This window comes from Serratia sp. 22278, assembly GCF_052045405.1.
Taxonomy (GTDB): Bacteria; Pseudomonadota; Gammaproteobacteria; order Enterobacterales; family Enterobacteriaceae; genus Serratia; species Serratia marcescens.
In genome coordinates this window covers 86,750-107,266 of sequence record NZ_JBQEOW010000013.1, presented here as the reverse complement: position 1 = coordinate 107,266, position 20,517 = coordinate 86,750, and the positions used below count along the sequence as shown (strand labels likewise).

The following is a 20,517-nucleotide window of genomic DNA, read 5'->3' as shown; positions in this document are numbered from 1 at the left end:
ATCAGGATTTGCCGTTTTCCAGCGGCAGCGGCTTACCGTCGGGCAGGGGTTGGCGGTGGCGTTTGGCCAGCACCACCTGTTCCATTTTTTCCAGCGAGACGCCTTTGGTTTCCGGAATATAGCGGCCGATAAACCAGTAGCTGAACAGGCAGCAGGCGGCGAAGATCCACATCGGGAAGGCGCCGTGGAAATGCGAGAACAGGTAAGGGTGGTCGTTGATCATCGGGAACGACTGCGACACCGCGAAGTTGGCGACCCACATGCAGCCGACGGCGATGCTCATCCCCTGCGCGCGCATGCGGTTCGGGAAGATTTCCGATACCAGCACCCAGGCGCCGACGCCCCAGGACAGCGCATAAAACACCATGAAGAACAGCATGCCGAACAGCGCGAAATAGCCGGTGGCCTGCGTGTAGAGCGCGTACGAGGTGAGCAGCAGGCCGGCGATGGCGCCCAGCGTGCCGTAACGCATCAGCGGAATGCGGCCCATGCGATCCATCAGCATGGCGCCGATGACCGAACCGACCAGCTGCAGCACGCCGATCCAGATGGTCTGGAACAGCGCTTCCTGCGCGTTTTCAGTGACGGTTTTCAGCACTACCGGCGCGTAATACATCATCACGTTGACGCCGGTGACCTGCTGCAACATGGCGATCATGCAGCCGACGAACAGAATGAACCGCACCCGCACATCGCCGTAGTTCAGCTTCCGGTGCTGCTGCTGTTGATCCTGCTGCAGCGAGTCTTTGATTTCTTTCAGCAGATTCTGCGCGTGGGCGGCGTTGGATACCTTGGTCAACATCGCCAGCGCCTGATCGTCGCGGCCCATCATCACGTTCCAGCGCGGCGATTCAGGAATGACGAATACCAGGATGCAGAACAGAATGCAGGGGATCACGCCCGAGGCGAACATCCAGCGCCAGCCCATTTCCACCAGCCAGGCTTCGCTGGCGATGCTGGCGATTTTGAAGTTGACGTAGAAAATCACGATCTGGCCGAAGACGATGGCGAATTGCTGCATGCTGAGCGCCCGCCCGCGCATGTCTTTCGGCGACACCTCCGACATGTACATCGGCGACACGGTGGCGGCAATGCCGACCGCCAGCCCGCCGATGATGCGGTAGATGACGAACCAGGTGAAGGTCGGGGCCAAGGATGCGCCGACGGCGGACACGGTGAACAGCAGCGCCGCCAGCATCAGCGCCTTTTTACGGCCCCAGCGCGCCGCCAGCGGCCCGGCGGCGAAGGCGCCGACCACGCAGCCAATCACCACGTTGGAGACTGCCCAGCCGGTTTCGGCCGGGCTGAGATCGAAATAGGCTTTCAACGCTTCGATCGCGCCGGAGATCACGGCGGTATCGTAGCCGAACAGAATGCCGCCCAGGGCGGCGATGCCGCAAATTCGCAATATGTAGCCGGTATTGTGCTTACGCTGATATGACATGTGTTGCTCCGATTTTTATCCTGGCTTCCGTCCGCACGGTTGGGGTGTCGGGAAGGGGGCGAGCGGAAGGGTGTGAACCGTGCCTGTCATCAAGGCGATGTCGTCGATAAATGCTGGAACAAACAAGAACATTTATTTCATAATTAGTGAATAATGGAATATTGATTTTTAGATCCAGTTCAAAAAAAACCGTCACCTCTGTGCCGGGTCTCTTGGGCGAACGAGGGCGTGCGGTAACGGCGACAGGGCAGGCGCAGTGCGGGTTTTCTGTAGCAAAGTCAGTGTGTATTCCCCCAACTTTCGCCGCCGCCGTTGCGCTTTCCCTGGCACGGCAATGCAAGCGCCCGCCCGATCGACACCGCAAAATTGCGACCTCACGCACTAAAAACAAATTTTTCAAAACAATTTATTTGAAACTTTTTTTTCAATGAAATAGAGTTTGCTGCATCCGGTCAGGATTTAGCCGGCTTGCCGACGGAGTTTGGCGAGCGGGACGATTAACGCCGCGCCGCCTGGGTGTGGCCAGGCGACAGCGGACTTGAAAAGAGGGCGTGACATGAAAACCGTGGGTAACTTTATTGACGGGCAGGTGTGCCTGAGCAGCAGCAATCAAACCGTCGACGTGCACAACCCGGCCAGCGGGCAGGTTGAGCGGCGCGTTACGCAGAGCACCGCCGCCGAAGTCAAACAGGCCATCGACGTGGCCCACCGGGCGTTCGCCGACTGGTCGCGCACCACGCCGCTGCGCCGCGCGCGCATCATGTTCAATTTCAAGGCGCTGCTGGAACAGCACCGCGACGAGCTGGCCGAGCTTATCGTCAGCGAGCACGGCAAAGTGTATTCGGATGCGCTGGGCGAACTGACGCGCGGCATGGAAGTGGTCGAATTCGCCTGCGGTATCCCGCATCTGATCAAGGGCGAGTATTCGCCGGACGTCGGCAGCGGCGTCGACAGCTTCTCGCTGATGCAGCCGCTGGGCGTGGTGGCGGGCATTACCCCGTTTAACTTCCCGGCGATGGTGCCGATGTGGATGTTCCCCATCGCGCTGGCCTGCGGCAACACCTTTATCCTCAAGCCGCCGGCGCTGGTGCCTTCGGCCTCGGTGCGCCTGGCGGAGTTGCTGAAAGAAGCCGGCCTGCCGGACGGCGTGTTCAACGTGGTGCACTGCGCCAATGAAGATGCGGCGCAGCTGTGCACCGATCCGCGCATTCAGGCGGTGAGCTTCGTCGGTTCCTCCACCGTGGCGGAACATATCTATACCACCGCCAGCGCGCACGGCAAGCGGGTACAGGCCTTCGGCGCGGCGAAAAACCAGGCGATCGTCATGCCGGACGCCGATCTGGACGCCACGGTCAACGCGTTGATGGGCGGCGCGTTCGGCTCTGCCGGCGAGCGCTGCATGGCGCTGCCGATCGCCGTGGTGGTCGGTGACGATACCGCAGACAAACTGATCGCCAAACTGAAGCCGCTGATCGCGCAGCTCCGCGTCGGGCCGGGCTTGCAGCAGGGTGGCGAAGAGAATGAAATGGGGCCGCTGGTGTCGTCCGCCCATCAGAAAAAGGTGCTGGGCTACATCGATCTGGGCGTGGAAGAAGGCGCCACCCTGGTGGCCGACGGCCGCAATTATCAGGTGCCGGGCTACCCTGAAGGCTACTACGTCGGCGGCACGCTGTTCGACCATGTGAAGCCGAACATGCGCATCTACCGCGAAGAGATCTTCGGGCCGGTGCTGGGCATCGTGCGGGTGCCGGACTATCGCACCGCCATCGACACGGTCAACGGCCACGAGTTTGGCAACGGCAGCGCCATCTTTACCGGCAGCGGCCACTACGCGCGTCAGTTCGTGCAGGAAGTGCAGGCCGGGATGGTCGGCGTCAACGTGCCGGTGCCGGTGCCGATGGCGTTCCACAGCTTCGGCGGCTGGAAGCGCTCGGTGTTCGGCGCGTTGAACGTGCACGGCACCGACGGCGTGCGCTTCTACACGCGCATGAAGACCGCCACCGCGCGCTGGCCGGCCGGGCAGCAGACGGTGTCCGAATTCAGCATGCCGACGCTGGGCTAAGCGATCGCAGAGTATGAGCGGGCCGTTGCTCCTTTGGGGCAGCGGCCTTTGCACGGGGAGTTAACAGGAGAATCGAAATGTCTTCACTGCTTGCCAAATGTCAGGCGCCGAACGCCGAGGGGCGTATCCAGCACGTGACGCCGGAAAATGCCGGTTGGGGCTATGTCGGCTTTGACGTTTACCGCCTGGCCGCCGGGCAGTCGCTGCAGTTGGAATGCGGTGGCAGGGAACTGTGTCTGGTGCTGGTGGCCGGTATCGCCTCCGTCGCCACGCTGCGCGCCGAATACCCGCATATCGGCAAACGCATGAGCCCGTTCGAGCGCACGCCGCCTTACGCGGTGTACGTGCCGCACCACGATCGCATCGACGTGCGGGCAGAAACCGATCTGGAGTTGGCGGTGTGCAGCGCGCCCGGCAGCGGCCACCTGCCTTCACGGCTGATCACGCCGGCGGAAATCGGCGTGGAGCGGCGCGGCAAGGGGCGCAACCAGCGGTTGGTGCACAACATTCTGCCGGACAGCGAGCCGGCAGACAGTCTGCTGGTGGTGGAGGTTTACACCGACGAGGGCAACACCAGCTCCTACCCGAGCCACAAGCACGATCAAGAAGACTCGCCGGACGAAACCTATCTCGAAGAGACGTACTATCACCGCATTCAGCCGGAGCAAGGGTTCTGCATGCAGCGCGTCTATACCGACGATCGCACGCTCGACGAATGCATGCCGGTCTACAATCGCGACGTGGTGAAAGTGCCGCGCGGTTATCACCCGGTGGCGACCCTGGCGGGTTACGACAACTATTACCTTAACGTGATGGCCGGGCCGGTGCGGCAGTGGAAATTCACCTGGGAAAAAGACCACGCCTGGATTAACGGCGACGGCTATCCCGCCGCGCAATAAGCGCTTGAGGCCCGGCTTGCCGGGCTTTCTCTTTAATCAGGGTATAAATTTGACCTAAATTTGCCCTCTATCTTGCTCAAATGATAACCTGTCCGCACGCGATTGCTCCCTGGCTGAGTGAATCTAACGAACCGCTGTTATGCAGTGAGAATGCCGGTACACAGGAGGAAAAATTATGACAACCACCATGTCTCAAAAAGCGGCGCGCGAAGGATTAGGTTCGCCCGATCTGTTTGAAGGCGGGGTTTACGTCACAAAAAATGGTGTTGCCGAGCTGTTTGTACAAACGGCGGCTGAGAGAGAGGCCGAAATACGGGAACGCAATCTCGAGCGCCAGTCCAACGCGTTGTTGAAACTGACTATGATGGCGAAGCAAGAGATTAAAAATCAGCGCGGTCTGTCGCCCGAAGAAACCTTGCAGCGGCTGCGTGACGCGCGGAAATAGACCCGAGGTGCAGGATGCCCCAGGAAATACGTTTTACCGTCGCGCCGGCGGCGGAATGGAGCCTGAAAGACATCGAGTCTTATAAGAGCGGAACGATAGGGGCCGTCGCAGCCGGGATGTTCGTGGACAATCTGTTGTTATCGTCCCTCGCGGCAATTGCCGACGATCCCGCCCGCTACCGCTTCAACGCCGTGCTGGCGGGCATGGGAGTGCGGTTGCACGAACGATTGGATCCCGACAGCGAATACCGCGTCATCTATGACTACGACGGCCAAACGGTGGAGATTCTGCTTTTCATCAGCATGAAGCAGGATCTGGAAAGCGCGCTCTACCGCTATTTGTTGCTGCAATAATCCCGCCGCGCCCGAGCCTGTCGGGCGCGTTCACATCCGCCTTACTCGTCCCGGGCGTTATTCAGCGCCAGCGAGACCGCCAGCGTCTGCGCCAGACACATCGAGGCCACCTGCGAACGGAACCCGTCCACCTGCGCTTCGCGCACCACGAAACAGACGTCGCTGAAGGCGGCCAGCGGGCTGACCTGGCTGTCGGTGATGGCGATCTGTTGCGCGCCGCGCTTGGCGCCCAATTCCACCAGTTCCACCGCCTCGCGGGCGTACGGCGAATAGCTGATGGCGATCACCACGTCCTTCGGTTTCACCATGCTCAGCTGTTCGGTAAACATCCCGCCCAGCCCGTCAATCAGAAACGCACGGCGCTCCAGATGGCGCAGCGCATAGGTGAGGTAGGAAGCGACGCTGAACGAGCGGCGCAGGCCGATCACGTAGATGTTTTCAGCGTTGTTGAGCAGCTCGACGGCGCGATCCAACTGCTCGGGAGCGATCTGCATCGCCAGCTGCTGCAGCGCCTGCGCGTTGACCATGGTGAATACGTTGAGAATCTCCGCCGGCTTCTCCGGCGCGACGTTGTCGTCGGTGGAGGTTTGGCGGAACAGGCGTGCGCGCTCGGTATAGTTCACCGTTTCTTCCATCAGATGCTGACGGAACACCTGCTTCATTTCGTTGAAGCCGCTGAAGCCGAAGGCGTTGGCGAAACGGATTAGGGTGGAAGGCGGCACGCTGGCCTGTGCGGCTATGGAGGCAACGGTATCGAAAGCGATGCTGTTACTGTTATCCAAAATATAGCGCGCCACCTGCTTCAAACGCTTGCTCAGCGTTTCATAACGGTGGCGGATCTCGTCCTGTAACAGCGAAAGTTGAGTTGGGTTGTTCATCCATTCGGCTCGCAGTGGGGTGAAGGCGCATTGGCCTGACGCCTGAAATATTGACAGGGTATTTTAACAGACGGAGCGGAAATTTCATTTCCTCAAAAAGCGATTTATTCGATTGCACATTGCGCGACTTCACAGAAAATGGGCAAAAAAATCCCCTTAAAGCGGCGAAATGGCCTTAAGGGGACGTGAACCTGCTGTGGCTGTCAGTGCGCGCCGCCCGCCTGCGGACGGTACTGGCGCCAGAAACCGATCAGCGTCAGGTATTTTTGTTTCACCTGCTCGATCAGGGCCGCGTCGTCGATTTCCCCCTGCAGCCAGCGGCGCGAAGGTTGGCCGAAAATGGTGCGGCCGACGGCGAAACCTTTGACCCAGCGCGCATCCGCGGCGGCGGCAAAGCCCGCCTTCAGCACCGCCTCCGGGGAGTCGAGCCCCAGGATCAGCACGCCGCGGCAGTCGGGATCGCAGGCGTCGATCAGCGCGCCGACCCGCTGCCAGTTTTCCGCGCTCAGCGGCGGCAGTTTCCACCAGTCCGGCTGAATGCCCATGTGGTAGAAGTGTTCAATCATCTCCAGGTAATAGCGTTCGTCCTTGTCGGCGTTGCTGTCCGGCAGGATCACCTCCAGCAGCAGTTCGTGGCCGGATTTGCAGCAGCCGCGGTAGACGTCGGCGATCAGCGCATCCTGTTCGCGGCGCAGTTCCGCCGCGTCGTGCGGGTGATAGAACACCAGGCACTTCACCACGTGCTCCTGCGGCCAGTCGATCAATTGCGAGCCAATATTGCCATGCTCCAGGCGCAGTGGGCGCGAGCTGGGCAGCTCCACCGGCCGGCCAATCCACCATCCCTGACCGGTGATTTCGTTCAGCGCCGCCTGCCCGTAGGTGGTGTCGGCCAGAATGCCGCTGTTGCCGTCGAGGCCGGCCTGCGCGGCAGCCTGTTGCGCCGCGGTGAGCAGCAGGGTCTTCAGGCGCGGAATGCGTTCCTCGCCGACGCCGGCTTCGCGCGCCATGTCCGCCAGCTGCTTGCGGTGATCGAAGGCGAACACGCACAGTTCCGGCCACTGTTGCTTGCGGGTGGTGACCCGGTGCAGGTGGTTCAGGCGTGCGTCGCGGTCCGGGCGCGTGACCTGTTGTTCACGCTGCAGGTAGTCGTCCAGCTCCCGTTTGGTCGGCATCGCCGGCGCGCAGCCGTGGCGCGAAACCACCAATGCGCCGCAGGCGTTGGCGTAGCGGCAGGCCTGCTCCCAGCCTTCATCGTTCAGGTAGCCGCGCAGCAACCCGGACATAAAGGCGTCGCCGGCCCCCAGCACGTTCAGCACCTCCACCCGCACGCCGGCGTGTAGCTTCACCTGTTCCCAGTCGTCGGCGATGTCATCTTCGAACACCGAGCAGCCCTGCGCGCCGCGCTTGCACACCAGCGTGGCCGCCGTGGCCCGGCGCACGTTTTTCAGCGCCGTCAGCGTGTCGGTGCTGCCGCCGGCGATATGAAATTCCTCTTCAGTGCCGACGATCAGATCGAAATGGTGCAGCACCTCCTGCAGTTCGCGGGTCACCTGGTCTGATTCCACAAAGCGGGTTTCGCCGTCGCCCAGCGACGTCAGCCCCCACAGTACCGGGCGGTAATCGATGTCGAGCGCGGTGCGCAGGCCGTGGCGGCGCGCATACTCCAGCGCCTTCAGCACCGCGGCGCGGGTGTTCGGGTGCGACAGGTGCGTGCCGGTGATGGCCAGCGCGCGCGCGGAGGCGATGTAGGCCTCGTCGATGTCGTCCGGCGTCAGCGCCATGTCCGCGCAGTTTTCGCGGTAGAAGATCAGCGGGAAGGTTTCCTGATCCTTGATGCCGAGGATCACCAGGCCGGTTAATCGTTGCTTGTCGGTGATCAGACAGCGGGTATCGGCCCCGACGCGCTGCAGCTCTTCACGCAGAAAGCGGCCCATGTGTTCATCGCCGACGCGGGCCAGCATGCCGGATTTCAACCCCTGAATGGCGGTGCCGTAGGCCACGTTGCCGGAAGAGCCGCCGAGGTATTTGGCGAATGTGCCGGCGTCTTCCAGACGCGCGCCGATCTGCTGAGCATAGAAATCGACGGCGATGCGCCCGAGACAAATGACATCAAGCTGTTTTTGTTGTGTAGCCATACCCGTTTCCTTCTGTTTAAGCAAAACTCCGGCGGCGGCCCGAGCGTGGCGCCCTGCAGGAAGCATGGGGACAGTATGGGGAATGAAAATTTCAATTTCAATATGAAATGAAATTTACACCCCAAAAATGTGATGCGTTTAAAACATCGACAGAGGCGTGGGAAAAGGCGGTGAACCGGCTGGATAAGGGCCGCCGGGGCCGTACATAAAAGGGGGGTGAGGGCAGGGTAAAAGGCTGTCAGCCCATGTGCCAACGACTTTTATCGGCCGGTGCGCGGCACGAAGCCCATGAAGGCTGAACCACGAGATGAAACGCGCTTTTCATGTAATATGCGATCTTTATCGCAAAATGAAATGTTTCTTCTGTAATGTGATTTTATGAAAAATATATTTGTTTATAATCGCTTCACGTTTCAGGTTGTCGACTTCGTGAGCAGCGCGGGCATCGTCTGCTCAAGATAATAGCTGCCGCCGCGTAACACAAACACGGGATTGTCGGCTCGGCATGAGCGCTTTCCGGGGCGGCCCTCAATCTAAAGGGTGAGTAAATGGGCAAGATCAGGTTAACCATGGCGCAGGCGCTCGTCAGATTTCTCGATAACCAGTATCTGCTGGCCGACGGCGTGGAAACCAAATTCGTCGCGGGCATTTTCGCGATTTTCGGCCACGGCAACGTGCTGGGGCTGGGGCAGGCGCTGGAACAGGATAGCGGCGATCTGCGGGTGCACCAGGGCCGCAACGAGCAGGGGATGGCCCATGCGGCGATCGGCTTCGCCAAACAGAAGCTGCGTCGGCAAATTTACGCCTGCACCTCATCGGTCGGCCCCGGCGCCGCCAATATGATCACCGCCGCCGCCACCGCCACCGCTAACCGCATCCCTTTATTGCTGCTGCCGGGCGACGTTTACGCTTCTCGCCAGCCGGATCCGGTGTTGCAGCAAATCGAACAGTCTTACGATCTCAGCATCAGCACCAACGACGCGTTCCGTGCGGTGAGCAAATACTGGGATCGCATCGTGCGCCCGGAACAGCTGATGAGCGCCTGCATCAATGCGATGCGCGTGTTGACCGATCCGGCGGAAACCGGCGCGGTGACGCTGTGTCTGCCGCAGGACGTGCAGGGTGAAGCCTACGACTATCCCGACTATTTCTTCCAAAAACGCGTGCATCGGCTCGATCGCCGCCCGGCGACCGAGGGCATGTTGGCGGACGCCTTGGCGCTGCTGACGGCCAAACGCAAACCGCTGCTGGTGTGCGGCGGCGGCGTGAAATACTCGCAGGCCGGGCGGGCGCTGCGCGAATTCGCCGAGCGCTTCGGCATTCCGTTCGCCGAGACCCAGGCCGGCAAAGGCGCGGTGCCGAGCGACCATGAATTCAACCTCGGCGGCATCGGCGAAACCGGCTGCCTGGCGGCCAACACGCTGGCCCGACAGGCCGATTTGGTGATCGGCGTCGGCACCCGCTACACCGATTTCACCACCTCGTCCAAATGGCTGTTCCAACATCCGAGCGTCAGCTTCCTCAACGTCAACGTCAGCGCCTTCGACGCCGGCAAGCTTGACGGCGTGCAGGTGCTGGCGGACGCCCGCGAGGCGCTGAGCGAACTGGGCGCACGGCTGGCGCAGGCCGATTATCGCGCCGGCTGGGGCGACGCCATCGCCGCGGCGCGCAGCGCGCAGCATGAAGAGACCGAGCGGGTTTACGCGGTGGAATACAGCGGCGCAGGCTTTGTGCCGGAGATCGACGATCACCTCGATCGCGAGCGGGTGTTTGCCGAATTTATCGCTCAGACCGACTCGGCGATGACGCAAAGCCGGGTGCTGGGGGTGCTGAACCGCGAACTGCCCCCGGACAGCGTGATCGTCGCCGCCGCCGGCAGCCTGCCGGGCGACCTGCAGCGGGTGTGGCACAACCGCGGCGAGCACGGTTACCACGTGGAATACGGCTACTCCTGCATGGGGTACGAGGTGAACGCCGCATTGGGGGTCAAGCTGGCCGAGCCGCAGCGTGAGGTGTACGCGATGGTGGGTGACGGCGCGTTCATGATGCTGCATTCCGAGCTGGTCACCTCGATTCAGGAAGGCTGCAAGATCAACGTGGTGCTGTTCGACAACATGACCAACGGCTGCATCAACAACCTGCAGATGGAACATGGCATGGACAGTTACACCACCGAATTCCGCTTCCGCAATCCAGAGGGCGGCAAGCTCGACGGCAAACTGGTGCCGGTCGATTTCGCCATGCTGGCGGCGGCTTACGGCTGCAAAACCTATCGCGTCACCACCGAGCAGCAGCTGCTCGATGCGCTGGCCGACGCCCGCAGGCAGACCGTGTCCACGCTGCTCGACATCAAGGTGCTGCCGAAGACCATGGTGCACAAATATCTCAGCTGGTGGCGCGTGGGTGGCGCTCAGGTGGCCGACAGCGAGAAAATCGTCGAAGTGGCGCGCAAGCTGCAGGAAAACATCGATAAGGCGCGCGATTACTGATTCGTTTTCGAACACAACACACTTTCCAGAGGGTAGCGAAAATGACATTGAACATTGGGGTTATCGGCACCGGCGCCATCGGCCGCGATCATATCCGTCGCTGCAGCAAAGTTTTGCAGGGCGCCCGCGTCGTGGCGGTGAACGACATCAATCGCGACAACGCCGCCAAGGTGGTGAGCGATCTGCAGCTGGATGCGCGGGTGTATGACAACGGCCACGATCTGATCAAGGCCGCCGACGTGCAGGCGGTGCTGGTCACCTCCTGGGGGCCGAGTCATGAAGAGTTCGTGCTGGCGGCCATCGCCGCCGGCAAACCGGTATTCTGCGAGAAGCCGCTGGCGGTGACCGCGCAGGGCTGCAGAAACATCGTCGACGCCGAAGCGAAGCACGGCAAGCGGCTGGTGCAGGTCGGCTTTATGCGCCCCTATGACCAGGGCTATCGCGCGTTGAAACAGGTGCTGACCAGCGGCCAGATCGGCGAGCCGCTGATGCTGCACTGCGCGCACCGCAATCCGACGGTCGGCGAGGCCTACACCACCGATATGGCGATCACCGACACCCTGATCCACGAAATCGACGTGCTGCGCTGGCTGCTCGACGACGACTATGTGTCGGTGCAGGTGGTGTTCCCGCGCAAGAGCCCGAAGGCGTTCCCGCACCTGAAAGATCCGCAAATTGTGCTGTTTGAAACCGCCAAAGGGACGCGCATCGACGTCGAAATCTTCGTCAACTGCCAGTACGGCTATGACATTCAGTGTGAAGTGGTAGGGGAAACCGGCATCGCCAAACTGCCGGAGCCGTCCTCGGTGCAGATGCGCAGCGGCGCCCGCCTGTCGACCGAAATCCTGACCGACTGGAAGGATCGCTTTATCGACGCCTATGACGTCGAGCTGCAGGGGTTCATCAACGACGTGGCCGCGGGCAAATTGACCGGCCCTTCCGCCTGGGACGGCTACGCCGCCGCCGTGACCGCCGACGCCTGCGTGGCCGCCCAGCTCAGCGGCGAGATCGTGCCGGTGACCCTGCCGGCGCGCCCGGCGTTTTACGGCAAATAACCGCTCGCAGCGCGTACCCATGATTGTAGAGGAGTGACCATGAAGATCGCTTTTGATGTCGACGTTATCCGGGATTTGGGCGTCACCAAAATGGTTCAGCAGGTGGCGGACTGGGGCTACAAATACATCGAGCAGTCGCCGCACCCGCAGATCAACCCGTTTTACAAACATCCGAAGGCCAGCCGCGAAATCATGGCGGAGTATAAAAACGCCCTGAAAGCGACCGGCGTGGAGATCTCCTCATTTATCGTGGTGTATCGCTGGTCCGGGCCGGGGGAAGATCGCCGCCAGGCGGCGGTCAAAAACTGGCGGCGGATGATCGAAATCGCGGTGGAAATGGGCGTGCAGGTGATCAACACCGAACTGGCCGGCAACCCCAACGAACCGGAGATCTGCGAGGAGCTGTGGTATCGCTCGATGGAGGAGCTGCTGCCGATCGTTGAGCGCGAGGGTATTCGTATGGAGATCCAGTCGCACCCGTGGGACTTCTGCGAGCTGAGCAACGAAACCGCCGATCTGGTGAAGTCGCTGCGCAGCGACCACGTCAAATACCTCTACAGCGTGCCGCACACCTTCTACTACGACAAGGGACAGGGTGACGTAGCCGGCATGCTGCAGTACGCCGGGGACGATCTTTCCCACGTGCTGATCGCCGACACCATGAATCACACCAAGCATTGCCGTTATATCGTCAACCCGCCAGGCGTTGACGCCGCGGTGCACCAGCACGTCGGCATCGGCGAAGGCGAAGTGAATTTCGACGCTCTGTTCCAGACGCTGCGCGACATGGAATTTGCCAACCGCAGCTTCAAGGTCGGCGGCGAATCGATCATCTGCACCTCGCTGTTCGGCTACCCGGAAAAGATGCCGAGCCAGGCGGTGGCGACCAGAGAACGCATCGAAAGAGAGCTGTTGGGCAAATAATCTGATTCGGCTCGCCGGCGGCGTTTGTACCGGCGGCCCTGTAAGGACCGAGGCAAACCATGAATAAAGACAACGTGAAATTGGCCATTGCGCCGATCGGCTGGACCAACGATGACATGCCCGATTTGGGCAAGGAAAACACCTTCCAGCAGTGCGTCAGTGAAATGGCGCTGGCCGGTTTCACCGGCAGCGAAGTGGGCAGCAAATACCCGCGCGATCCGGCGGTGCTGAAACCGATGCTGGATATTCGCGGCATCCAGATCTGCAACGCCTGGTTCAGCACCTTTTTCGCCGACGGCCAGAAAGACAAAACCATTGATGAATTTATCAACCACATGAATTTCCTGCATGCCATGGGCGCCAGGGTGATCGGCTGTTCCGAGCAGAGCAAGAGCATTCAGGGCACCACCAAAGGCGTGTTCGAAGAGAAGCCGTATTTCAGCGATGAAGAGTGGCGGCGGGTGGCTGACGGTTACAACGAGTTGGCGAAGATCGCCGCCGATAAAGGCATGCAGGTGTGCCTGCACCACCACATGGGCACCGGCATTCAGACCACTGCCGAAATCGATCGCTACATGAGCATGGTCAACGACGACGTTTATCTGCTGTTCGATACCGGCCACGCCTACTATTCGGAAGGCAGTCAACAGGCGATGATGGCGATCCTGGAGAAGTATCTGCCGCGCATCAACCATGTCCACCTGAAGGACGTGCGCGATGAGGTGGTGGCGGAAGTGAAGGCCAACAAGCTGAGTTTCCTCGATGGCGTGAAGAAGGGCACCTTCACCGTGCCGGGTGATGGCGTGATCGATTTCAGACCGGTGTTCAAGCTGCTGGACGAGCGCGGTTACAAAGGGTGGATGGTGGTGGAGGCCGAGCAGGATCCGGCGCTGGCCAACCCGTTCGAGTATGCGGTGAAGGCGCGCCGTTATATTCGGGAAACCGCCGGCATTTAGGCGGCGAGGGGCAATAGAGATCGAGGGGCGCCACCGGCGCCCCTTTTTTGATGGCGGTGCGTTAGCCGCCGAGCGTTTGCCAGGTTGTGACCTGGCTGCCCGGCCACGGGGTGGCGGCGTATACGCCACGGGCGATCGCCCGAGCGAGGGTGTCCGCCGCCAGCGCGCCGATCTGCAGCACCGCCAGTTCACGGCTGCCCTGCACCTCGCGCTGCCCGGTGGACAGGGCGAACACCACGTCGCCGTCAAACGGGCTGTGCAGCGGGCGGATGGCGCGCGCCATGCCGTCTTGCGCCATGATGGCCACCCGTTTCAACTCCACCCGCGTCAGCGCCAGGTCGGTGGCGATGCAGGCCAGGGTGGTGTTCTTTCTGCCGCCCTGCGGCTCTGGCACCATCCCGTCTTCGCCCTGCGCGCGCAGCTGCGCCAGAGCCGCCGCGCCGCCGTTGCCGAATTCACCATCGATTTCATAGGGCGTCGCCCAGAAGGCGCGGGTGCCGGGCGCTACCACCGCACCCAGGCTGTTGACCGCCACCAGTGCGCCGACGGTAGCGCCATTGGCGGCAACGATCGATGCCGAACCGAGCCCGCCTTTCAGCTTGCCCATGCCGGTCATGGCGCCGTAGCCGGCGCCGACAGTGCCCAGTGGAAAGTCCAGGCCGGCCTTGCCGACCGCGTCGATGCCCAGTTGGCGATACGGCGGCGTGAGCTGCCAGTTTTTATCGCCGCCGTTGGCCAGGTCGTACAGGCAGGCGGTGGGCACGATAGGTGAGACCGGCACGCCGGGAGCCGGCCGCAGCGCATAGCCTCTGCCTTGTAGCCCGAGCCAGGCCGCGACGCCGTCCGCCGCCGCCAGGCCGTATACCGAACCGCCGCTGAACGTCAGCGCATCGATGGTCTGTACCAAATTGTCCTCACCCAGCGCGTCGGTTTCACGGGTGGCGGGGCCGCCGCCGCGCACGTCCACGGCGGCAATCGCCGGGCCGTCCGGCAGGATCACCGTCGCGCCGGTGCGCACCCGGCTGTCCTGCGCCACGCCGACCTTCAGGCCGGGTACATCGGTAATCAGGTTGCGGGCGCCAGGGCGCCCGGCGGCGGAAGTTGGCATAGCGGCACCTAATGGGGTGAAGGGGGGGAACATGCCGGCGGCGGTCAGGCCGGCCAGCGCGTGTAAAAAGGTTCGGCGGTTGATATTCAGGGGCCGGCGCAGCGGCCCCTGCGGGGGGATGATATCACGCATCGGCGCGCGGCTGCCCGGAGCGAAAACGCGCCATATGGTAGGCATCGACCAGCACGCCATCGCGCATGGCGAAAGCGCGGCTGGTGCCTTCAATCTCAAAACCGAACTTGCGATACAGCGCGATGGCCGCCGGGTTGTCGGTAAACACCGTCAGTTCGATGCGCTCGATGGCCGCCCAGTTGTCGCACAGGTCGATCATCGCCTGCATCAGGCGGCTGCCGACGCCTTTACCGTGGTAGCGCGGATCGACGCCGATGCCGAAGGTGGCCACGTGGCGGCGGCGCACGCGCTGATTCAGCATCACGGCTAACTGACCGACAAGCTGTCCGTCAACGAAGGCCGCCAGGTTATGCGTGCCCGGTTCGGGATTGGCGAGGCGTTTATGCCACAGGTCGACTGTCGGTAGCGGTAGGTGCAGCGTATCGCGGTAGACGGGCATCTGAGAATAAAGATGATGCAGGGCCTGCGCATCCGATGTTTCCACGTGGCGTATCGCGATCTCGCTCATCTCGCTGCTCCTTTTGCTTACCGGTTGAATAACCTCTGAATTTATCCGTTTACTGCCTTGAGTCAATATTATTTCAACGGGTCAAAAAAAACGCTTTACAGGTGCGAATGATAATGATTATTATTGCGATGCGTTCCGGGGAGGGAATCAACCCTTGATACTCTCGCTGCGAAGGCACGACATTGCTCACATTGCTTCCAGTGTTTACTTAGCCAGCTCGGGTGCTGGCTTTTTTTTTGCCCTTTTTCAGCCGGTTCCGCTTTCAACAAATCCGCTGCCCATTCGCTGTTTCATTCCATCGAAATTTTTGAACAGAGGCATGAGTTTTTTACGCTTTCTTATTCTGCTGGCAGGACTAGACTGTAAAAAAACATTGAGGAGAGTTGAAAATGATTTATGTACGTAAAGCGGAAGACCGCGGCCACGCCAATCATGGCTGGCTGGATAGCTGGCACACCTTCTCATTTGCCGATTATTACGATCCGAACTTTATGGGGTTCTCGGCGCTGCGAGTGATCAACGAAGATGTGATCGACGCAGGGCAGGGTTTCGGTACTCACCCGCATAAAGACATGGAAATCCTGACCTACGTGCTGAGCGGCACGGTGGAACACCAGGACAGCATGGGCAACAAGGAGCAGATCCAGGCCGGCGAATTCCAGATCATGAGCGCGGGCACCGGGGTGCGTCACTCCGAGTACAATGCCAATCAGGATCGCCCGTTGCACCTGTACCAGATTTGGATCATTCCGGATCAGGTCGGGCTGGAGCCGCGCTACGAGCAGCGCATGTTTGATGCGCCGCAGGGCCGTCAGCTGGTGCTGTCGCCGGATGCGCGCGACGGTTCGCTGAAGGTGTTCCAGGATATGACGCTGTCGCGTTGGGCGCTGAATAAAGGCGAGCAGGGGGAATGCCCGATCGCCGCCGGCCGCCGCGTTTGGATCCAGGTGGTGCGCGGCAAGGTCTCGGTCAACGGCCAGACCGCCGGCATCAGTGACGCGTTCGCGGTGTGGGATGAATCGGCGCTGACCATTCAAGCCGACGAAGAGAGCGAAATCCTGCTGTTCGATCTGCCGCCGGTGTGATTAAGCGGTAAATTTCAAGGGCTCACGGCGTGAGCCCTTTTTGCGTTGGCCGTCGCATAACCGACAATATCGGCCCGCCGTTTTTTTTGCTAAAATGGCTGCCCATTCACGGTTAGTCAGTTCATTGATAATGAAGAAAAAACGGCCGGTACTCCAGGATGTGGCGGACAAGGTGGGCGTGACCAAGATGACGGTGAGCCGTTATCTGCGCAATCCCGACCAGGTTTCTGCCGCCCTGCAGCAAAAAATCGCCGTCGCGCTGGATGAGCTGGGCTACATCCCCAACCGCGCGCCGGACATCCTCTCCAACGCCACCAGCCGGGCGATTGGCGTGCTGTTGCCGTCGCTGACCAACCAGGTGTTCGCCGAAGTGCTGCGCGGCATCGAAAGCGTCACCGACGCGCACAACTACCAGACCATGCTGGCGCACTATGGTTACCTGCCGGAGCGTGAAGAAGAGCGTCTGACTTCGCTGCTTTCTTACAATATCGACGGCCTGATCCTGTCCGAGCGCCACCATACGCCGCGCACCCTGAAGATGATCGAGGTGGCGGGCATTCCGGTGGTGGAACTGATGGACTGCGTCTCGCCGTGCATCGATCTGGCGGTGGGCTTCAACAACTTCGAGGCGGCGCGCCAGATGACCCAGCAGATCATCGCGCACGGCCACCGTCACGTAGTCTATTTCGGCGCTCGCCAGGATGAGCGTACTATTATCAAGCAGCAGGGGTATGAGCAGGCGATGCGTGAATCCGGCCTGGAGCCGTACAGCATCATGACCGCGCGTTCTTCCTCTTATTCCGCCGGCGGGGAGCTGTTGCGCCAGGCGCAGCGTGACTATCCGCAGATCGACAGTATCTTCTGCACCAACGATGACCTGGCGATCGGCGCGGCCTTCGAATGCCAGCGGCAGGGGCTGTCGATCCCGCAGGAGATGGCGATCGCTGGCTTCCACGGCCATGACATCGGCCAGGTGATGGTGCCGAAGCTGGCCAGCGTGCTGACGCCGCGTGAACGCATGGGGCAGATCGGCGCCGAGCGCTTGCTGGCCCGGCTGCGCGGCGAAACGGTGTGCCCGCGCATGGTGGACGTCGGTTTCACCGTGATCCCCGGCGGCAGTATCTGAGCCATTTTAACGTTCTGTTTTAACACCCTTTCTTTTTGCAGCGCGCCCTGAGGCGCGCTGGTTATCCCGCCTGTAAGCCCGCAGCTCGTTGCCGACATAAGTTTGATCTCTGTCCCAGAACGCGAATTTTAGCCGGTTACCCGGTTCCGGCGCACTCGTTGTTACCGGTATCATGATACCGGTAACAACGAGTGCGCGGTCATCTTGCTGCAAGACTGAACCTCTGACTCAACAACACCTACAGCTCTTCTTAAACACCGGGAAAGAGCCTAAAAATAAAACAACCGCACGCTTTACGCCTATCGTAAAGAGAGTCGCGATAAAAGGTTGGAGAAAAACTATGCCATTAGTGATTGTTGCAGGCGGCGTAGCGCTGCTGCTGCTGCTGATGATCCGCTTCAAGCTGAACGGCTTTATCTCTCTGGTTCTGGTTGCCCTGGCGGTCGGGATTGCACAGGGTATGCCGGTCGATAAGGTCATCGGCTCCATCAAGGCCGGCGTGGGCGGCACGCTGGGCAGCCTGGCGCTGATCATGGGCTTCGGCGCCATGCTCGGCAAGCTGCTGGCGGACTGCGGCGGCGCACAGCGCATCGCCACCACGCTGATCGACAAGTTCGGCAGAAAACACATTCAATGGGCGGTGGTGCTGACCGGTTTCACCGTCGGCTTCGCGCTGTTCTACGAAGTGGGCTTCGTGCTGCTGCTGCCGCTGGTGTTCACCATCGCCGCCTCCGCGCGCATTCCGCTGCTTTACGTCGGCGTGCCGATGGCCGCCGCGCTGTCGGTGACTCACGGCTTCCTGCCGCCGCACCCAGGCCCGACCGCCATCGCTACCATCTTCCATGCTGACATGGGTAAAACCCTGCTGTACGGCACGCTGCTGGCGATCCCGACGGTGATCCTGGCCGGCCCGGTCTATGCCCGCTTCCTGAAAGGCATTGACAAGCCGGTGCCGGAAGGCCTGTACAACCCGAAAACATTTACCGACGCGGAGATGCCGAGCTTTGGCGTCAGCGTTGCCACGTCGCTGGTGCCGGTGATCCTGATGGCGCTGCGCGCGGTCGCTGAAATGGTGCTGCCGAAGGGCCACAGCCTGCTGCGCTTCGCCGAGTTCTTCGGCGACCCGGTGATGGCGACCCTGATCGCCGTGCTGATCGCCATCTTCACCTTCGGCCTGAACCGCGGGCGCACCATGGATGAAGTGATGGGCACCATCACTGACTCGATTAAAATCATCGCCATGATGCTGTTGATCATCGGCGGCGGCGGCGCCTTCAAGCAGGTGCTGGTGGACAGCGGCGTCGAACAGTACATCGCCGGCCTGATGGAAGGCAGCAACGTTTCGCCGATCCTGATGGCCTGGTCAATCGCCGCCGCGCTGCGTCTGGCGCTGGGTTCCGCCACCGTGGCGGCGATCACCGCCGGCGGCATCGTCGCGCCGCTGATCGCCACCACCGGCGTCAGCCCTGAGCTGATGGTGATTGCGGTCGGTTCCGGCAGCGTCATCTTCTCGCACGTCAACGATCCGGGCTTCTGGCTGTTCAAGGAGTACTTCAACCTGAGCATCATGGAAACCATCAAATCCTGGTCGGTGTTGGAAACCATTATCTCGGTGTGTGGCCTGGTGGGCTGTCTGCTGCTGGCGACGGTCGTATAATCTTTATCCGGCGCCCTGCGGGGCGTCGGCGTTCCAGAGTATCTTTATCAGTTGGGGCGCATTTGGCGCGCTCGCGCCAGTTCCCATAAGGGCATGACACAATGAGTAATCCGCAGAATCACGTATTTGTTTTGATGGGCGTTTCCGGCAGCGGCAAATCCGCCGTGGCCAGCGCCGTCGCCCACGAGGCCAACGCCGCCATGCTGGATGGTGACTACCTGCACCCGCGCGCCAACATCATCAAAATGTCCTCCGGGCATGCGTTGGACGACAACGATCGCGCGCCGTGGCTGGCGGCCCTGAACGACGCCATCTTCGCCATGCAGCGCACCAACGACGTGTCGCTGCTGGTGTGCTCGGCGCTGAAGAAAAGCTATCGCGATCGCCTGCGCGACGGCAATCTCAACCTGCATTTCCTCTACCTGAAAGGCGACCAGTCGGTGATCGAGGAGCGTCTGAAGCAACGCAAGGGCCACTTCTTCAAGCCGCAGATGTTGATTTCCCAGTTCGCCACGCTGGAAGAGCCGGGCGAGCAGGAACCGGATGTGCAAGCGATCGACATCAACCAGCCGTTGGACGGCGTGGTCGCCGATACGCTCGCCCATATTCGCCGCGTTACCGCCCGCTAAGCGCGGACCGTTGTCGGCGCCGCCAGGCGCCTACAGCTTCATGTAAGCCCGCACGCCATCCAGGAACATCTGGGTCGACAGCATCACCAGAATCAGCCCCATCAACCGCTCCAGCGCGCTGACGCCTTTGCTGCCCAGCAGGCGCAGGAACAGGTTCGACATCAGCAAAATGGCCGCAGAGAGACCCCAGGCGATCAGCAGCGCCGCCACCAGATGGGGCAACTGATGCGGGTATTGGTGCGATAGCAGCATCAATGCAGCCAGAATCGACGGCCCGGCCACCAGCGGGATCGCCAGCGGCACCAGGAACGGCTCCTCGCCGGCGGACAGCCCGGAGCTATTTCCCTCCTGCGAGGGAAAGATCATCTTGATGGCGATCAGAAACAGGATGATGCCGCCGGAAATGGAGACGGTTTCGGTGCGCAGGTTGAGGAACGCCAGAATTTTCTCGCCGGCGAACAGAAAGATCAGCATCAGCAGCAGGGCGATCAGCAGCTCGCGAATCAACACCACGCGGCGGCGGCGCGGTTCCAGGTGCTTGAGCACCGACATGAAAATCGGCAGGTTGCCCAGCGGATCCATAATTAAAAACAGCAATACCGTAGCGGAAATCATCTCTGTCATGGTGACCT

18 protein-coding genes are annotated in these 20,517 nt (G+C 61.1%); 12 read left to right on the top strand and 6 right to left on the bottom strand.

Features of this window, described 5'->3' with window-relative positions; translation table 11 throughout:
• Position 1: 1 nt before the first annotated feature.
• Positions 2–1,444, bottom strand: coding sequence for a sugar porter family MFS transporter (locus ACTJJ6_RS20090; protein ID WP_049300441.1), 1,443 nt, complete (start codon positions 1,442–1,444; stop codon positions 2–4).
• A gap of 556 nt (positions 1,445–2,000) precedes the next feature.
• On the opposite strand from ACTJJ6_RS20090, the gene ACTJJ6_RS20085 reads away from it, so the two are divergent.
• The 4 genes from ACTJJ6_RS20085 (at position 2,001) to ACTJJ6_RS20070 (ending at position 5,203) form a co-directional block, all read left to right on the top strand.
• Positions 2,001–3,506, top strand: a complete 1,506-nt coding sequence (locus tag ACTJJ6_RS20085; RefSeq protein ID WP_015379335.1) for a CoA-acylating methylmalonate-semialdehyde dehydrogenase — start codon at positions 2,001–2,003, stop codon at positions 3,504–3,506.
• 77 nt (positions 3,507–3,583) lie between these two features.
• On the top strand, positions 3,584–4,405 hold the full coding sequence (iolB, locus tag ACTJJ6_RS20080) for a 5-deoxy-glucuronate isomerase (protein WP_033639188.1): 822 nt from the start codon (positions 3,584–3,586) through the stop codon (positions 4,403–4,405).
• A gap of 175 nt (positions 4,406–4,580) precedes the next feature.
• Entirely contained in the window at positions 4,581–4,850 is a 270-nt protein-coding gene (locus ACTJJ6_RS20075; RefSeq protein WP_004930864.1) for a hypothetical protein, read from the top strand.
• Positions 4,851–4,864: 14 nt separating this feature from the next.
• Positions 4,865–5,203 carry a type II toxin-antitoxin system RelE/ParE family toxin gene (locus tag ACTJJ6_RS20070; protein WP_004930859.1) on the top strand — a complete coding sequence of 113 codons (339 nt, stop codon included), beginning with the start codon at positions 4,865–4,867 and terminating at the stop codon, positions 5,201–5,203.
• A 41-nt stretch (positions 5,204–5,244) separates the two neighbouring features.
• Here ACTJJ6_RS20070 and ACTJJ6_RS20065 read toward each other — a convergent pair whose 3' ends face one another.
• Together ACTJJ6_RS20065 and ACTJJ6_RS20060 are read right to left on the bottom strand one after the other, a co-directional pair.
• On the bottom strand, positions 5,245–6,081 hold the full coding sequence (locus tag ACTJJ6_RS20065; protein WP_004930856.1) for a MurR/RpiR family transcriptional regulator: 837 nt from the start codon (positions 6,079–6,081) through the stop codon (positions 5,245–5,247).
• Positions 6,082–6,284: 203 nt separating this feature from the next.
• Positions 6,285–8,216: a bifunctional 5-dehydro-2-deoxygluconokinase/5-dehydro-2-deoxyphosphogluconate aldolase gene (locus tag ACTJJ6_RS20060; protein ID WP_115436612.1), complete on the bottom strand. Its 1,932-nt coding sequence runs from the start codon at positions 8,214–8,216 to the stop codon at positions 6,285–6,287.
• A 548-nt stretch (positions 8,217–8,764) separates the two neighbouring features.
• On the opposite strand from ACTJJ6_RS20060, the gene iolD reads away from it, so the two are divergent.
• From iolD to iolE, 4 genes are read left to right on the top strand one after another with little or no spacing between them, the layout of a single operon-like run.
• Positions 8,765–10,705, top strand: coding sequence for a 3D-(3,5/4)-trihydroxycyclohexane-1,2-dione acylhydrolase (decyclizing) (iolD, locus tag ACTJJ6_RS20055; protein ID WP_048796030.1), 1,941 nt, complete (start codon positions 8,765–8,767; stop codon positions 10,703–10,705).
• Between the two features lie 41 nt (positions 10,706–10,746).
• Positions 10,747–11,760, top strand: a complete 1,014-nt coding sequence (locus ACTJJ6_RS20050; RefSeq protein ID WP_016930405.1) for a Gfo/Idh/MocA family protein — start codon at positions 10,747–10,749, stop codon at positions 11,758–11,760.
• A 39-nt stretch (positions 11,761–11,799) separates the two neighbouring features.
• Entirely contained in the window at positions 11,800–12,684 is an 885-nt protein-coding gene (locus tag ACTJJ6_RS20045) for a sugar phosphate isomerase/epimerase family protein (protein ID WP_004930845.1), read from the top strand.
• Between the two features lie 59 nt (positions 12,685–12,743).
• On the top strand, positions 12,744–13,640 hold the full coding sequence (gene iolE / locus ACTJJ6_RS20040; protein ID WP_016930404.1) for a myo-inosose-2 dehydratase: 897 nt from the start codon (positions 12,744–12,746) through the stop codon (positions 13,638–13,640).
• 61 nt (positions 13,641–13,701) lie between these two features.
• On the opposite strand, the gene ACTJJ6_RS20035 is transcribed toward iolE, so the two are convergent.
• Together ACTJJ6_RS20035 and ACTJJ6_RS20030 are read right to left on the bottom strand one after the other, a co-directional pair.
• Positions 13,702–14,880, bottom strand: coding sequence for a P1 family peptidase (locus ACTJJ6_RS20035; RefSeq protein WP_049300444.1), 1,179 nt, complete (start codon positions 14,878–14,880; stop codon positions 13,702–13,704).
• Positions 14,873–15,388 (bottom strand): GNAT family N-acetyltransferase, encoded by a 516-nt coding sequence (locus ACTJJ6_RS20030; RefSeq protein WP_049300445.1) that lies wholly within the window; start codon positions 15,386–15,388, stop codon positions 14,873–14,875. Before ACTJJ6_RS20030 ends, ACTJJ6_RS20035 begins: the two co-directional genes overlap by 8 nt.
• A 389-nt stretch (positions 15,389–15,777) precedes the next feature.
• On the opposite strand from ACTJJ6_RS20030, the gene ACTJJ6_RS20025 reads away from it, so the two are divergent.
• The 4 genes from ACTJJ6_RS20025 to gntK all read left to right on the top strand — a co-directional run bounded on the left by ACTJJ6_RS20025 (position 15,778) and on the right by gntK (position 19,885).
• Entirely contained in the window at positions 15,778–16,473 is a 696-nt protein-coding gene (locus ACTJJ6_RS20025) for a pirin family protein (RefSeq protein WP_004930835.1), read from the top strand.
• Positions 16,474–16,603: 130 nt separating this feature from the next.
• Positions 16,604–17,599, top strand: coding sequence for a gluconate operon transcriptional repressor GntR (gene gntR, locus ACTJJ6_RS20020; RefSeq protein WP_016930401.1), 996 nt, complete (start codon positions 16,604–16,606; stop codon positions 17,597–17,599).
• 340 nt (positions 17,600–17,939) lie between these two features.
• Positions 17,940–19,256, top strand: a complete 1,317-nt coding sequence (gene gntT / locus ACTJJ6_RS20015) for a gluconate transporter (protein WP_016930400.1) — start codon at positions 17,940–17,942, stop codon at positions 19,254–19,256.
• Between the two features lie 101 nt (positions 19,257–19,357).
• On the top strand, positions 19,358–19,885 hold the full coding sequence (gene gntK / locus ACTJJ6_RS20010) for a gluconokinase (RefSeq protein WP_033639197.1): 528 nt from the start codon (positions 19,358–19,360) through the stop codon (positions 19,883–19,885).
• A gap of 30 nt (positions 19,886–19,915) precedes the next feature.
• Here the strand turns inward: gntK and ACTJJ6_RS20005 are convergent, their stop codons facing one another.
• Positions 19,916–20,509, bottom strand: a complete 594-nt coding sequence (locus ACTJJ6_RS20005; RefSeq protein ID WP_025159894.1) for a YhgN family NAAT transporter — start codon at positions 20,507–20,509, stop codon at positions 19,916–19,918.
• Between the last annotated feature and the right edge of the window lie 8 nt (positions 20,510–20,517).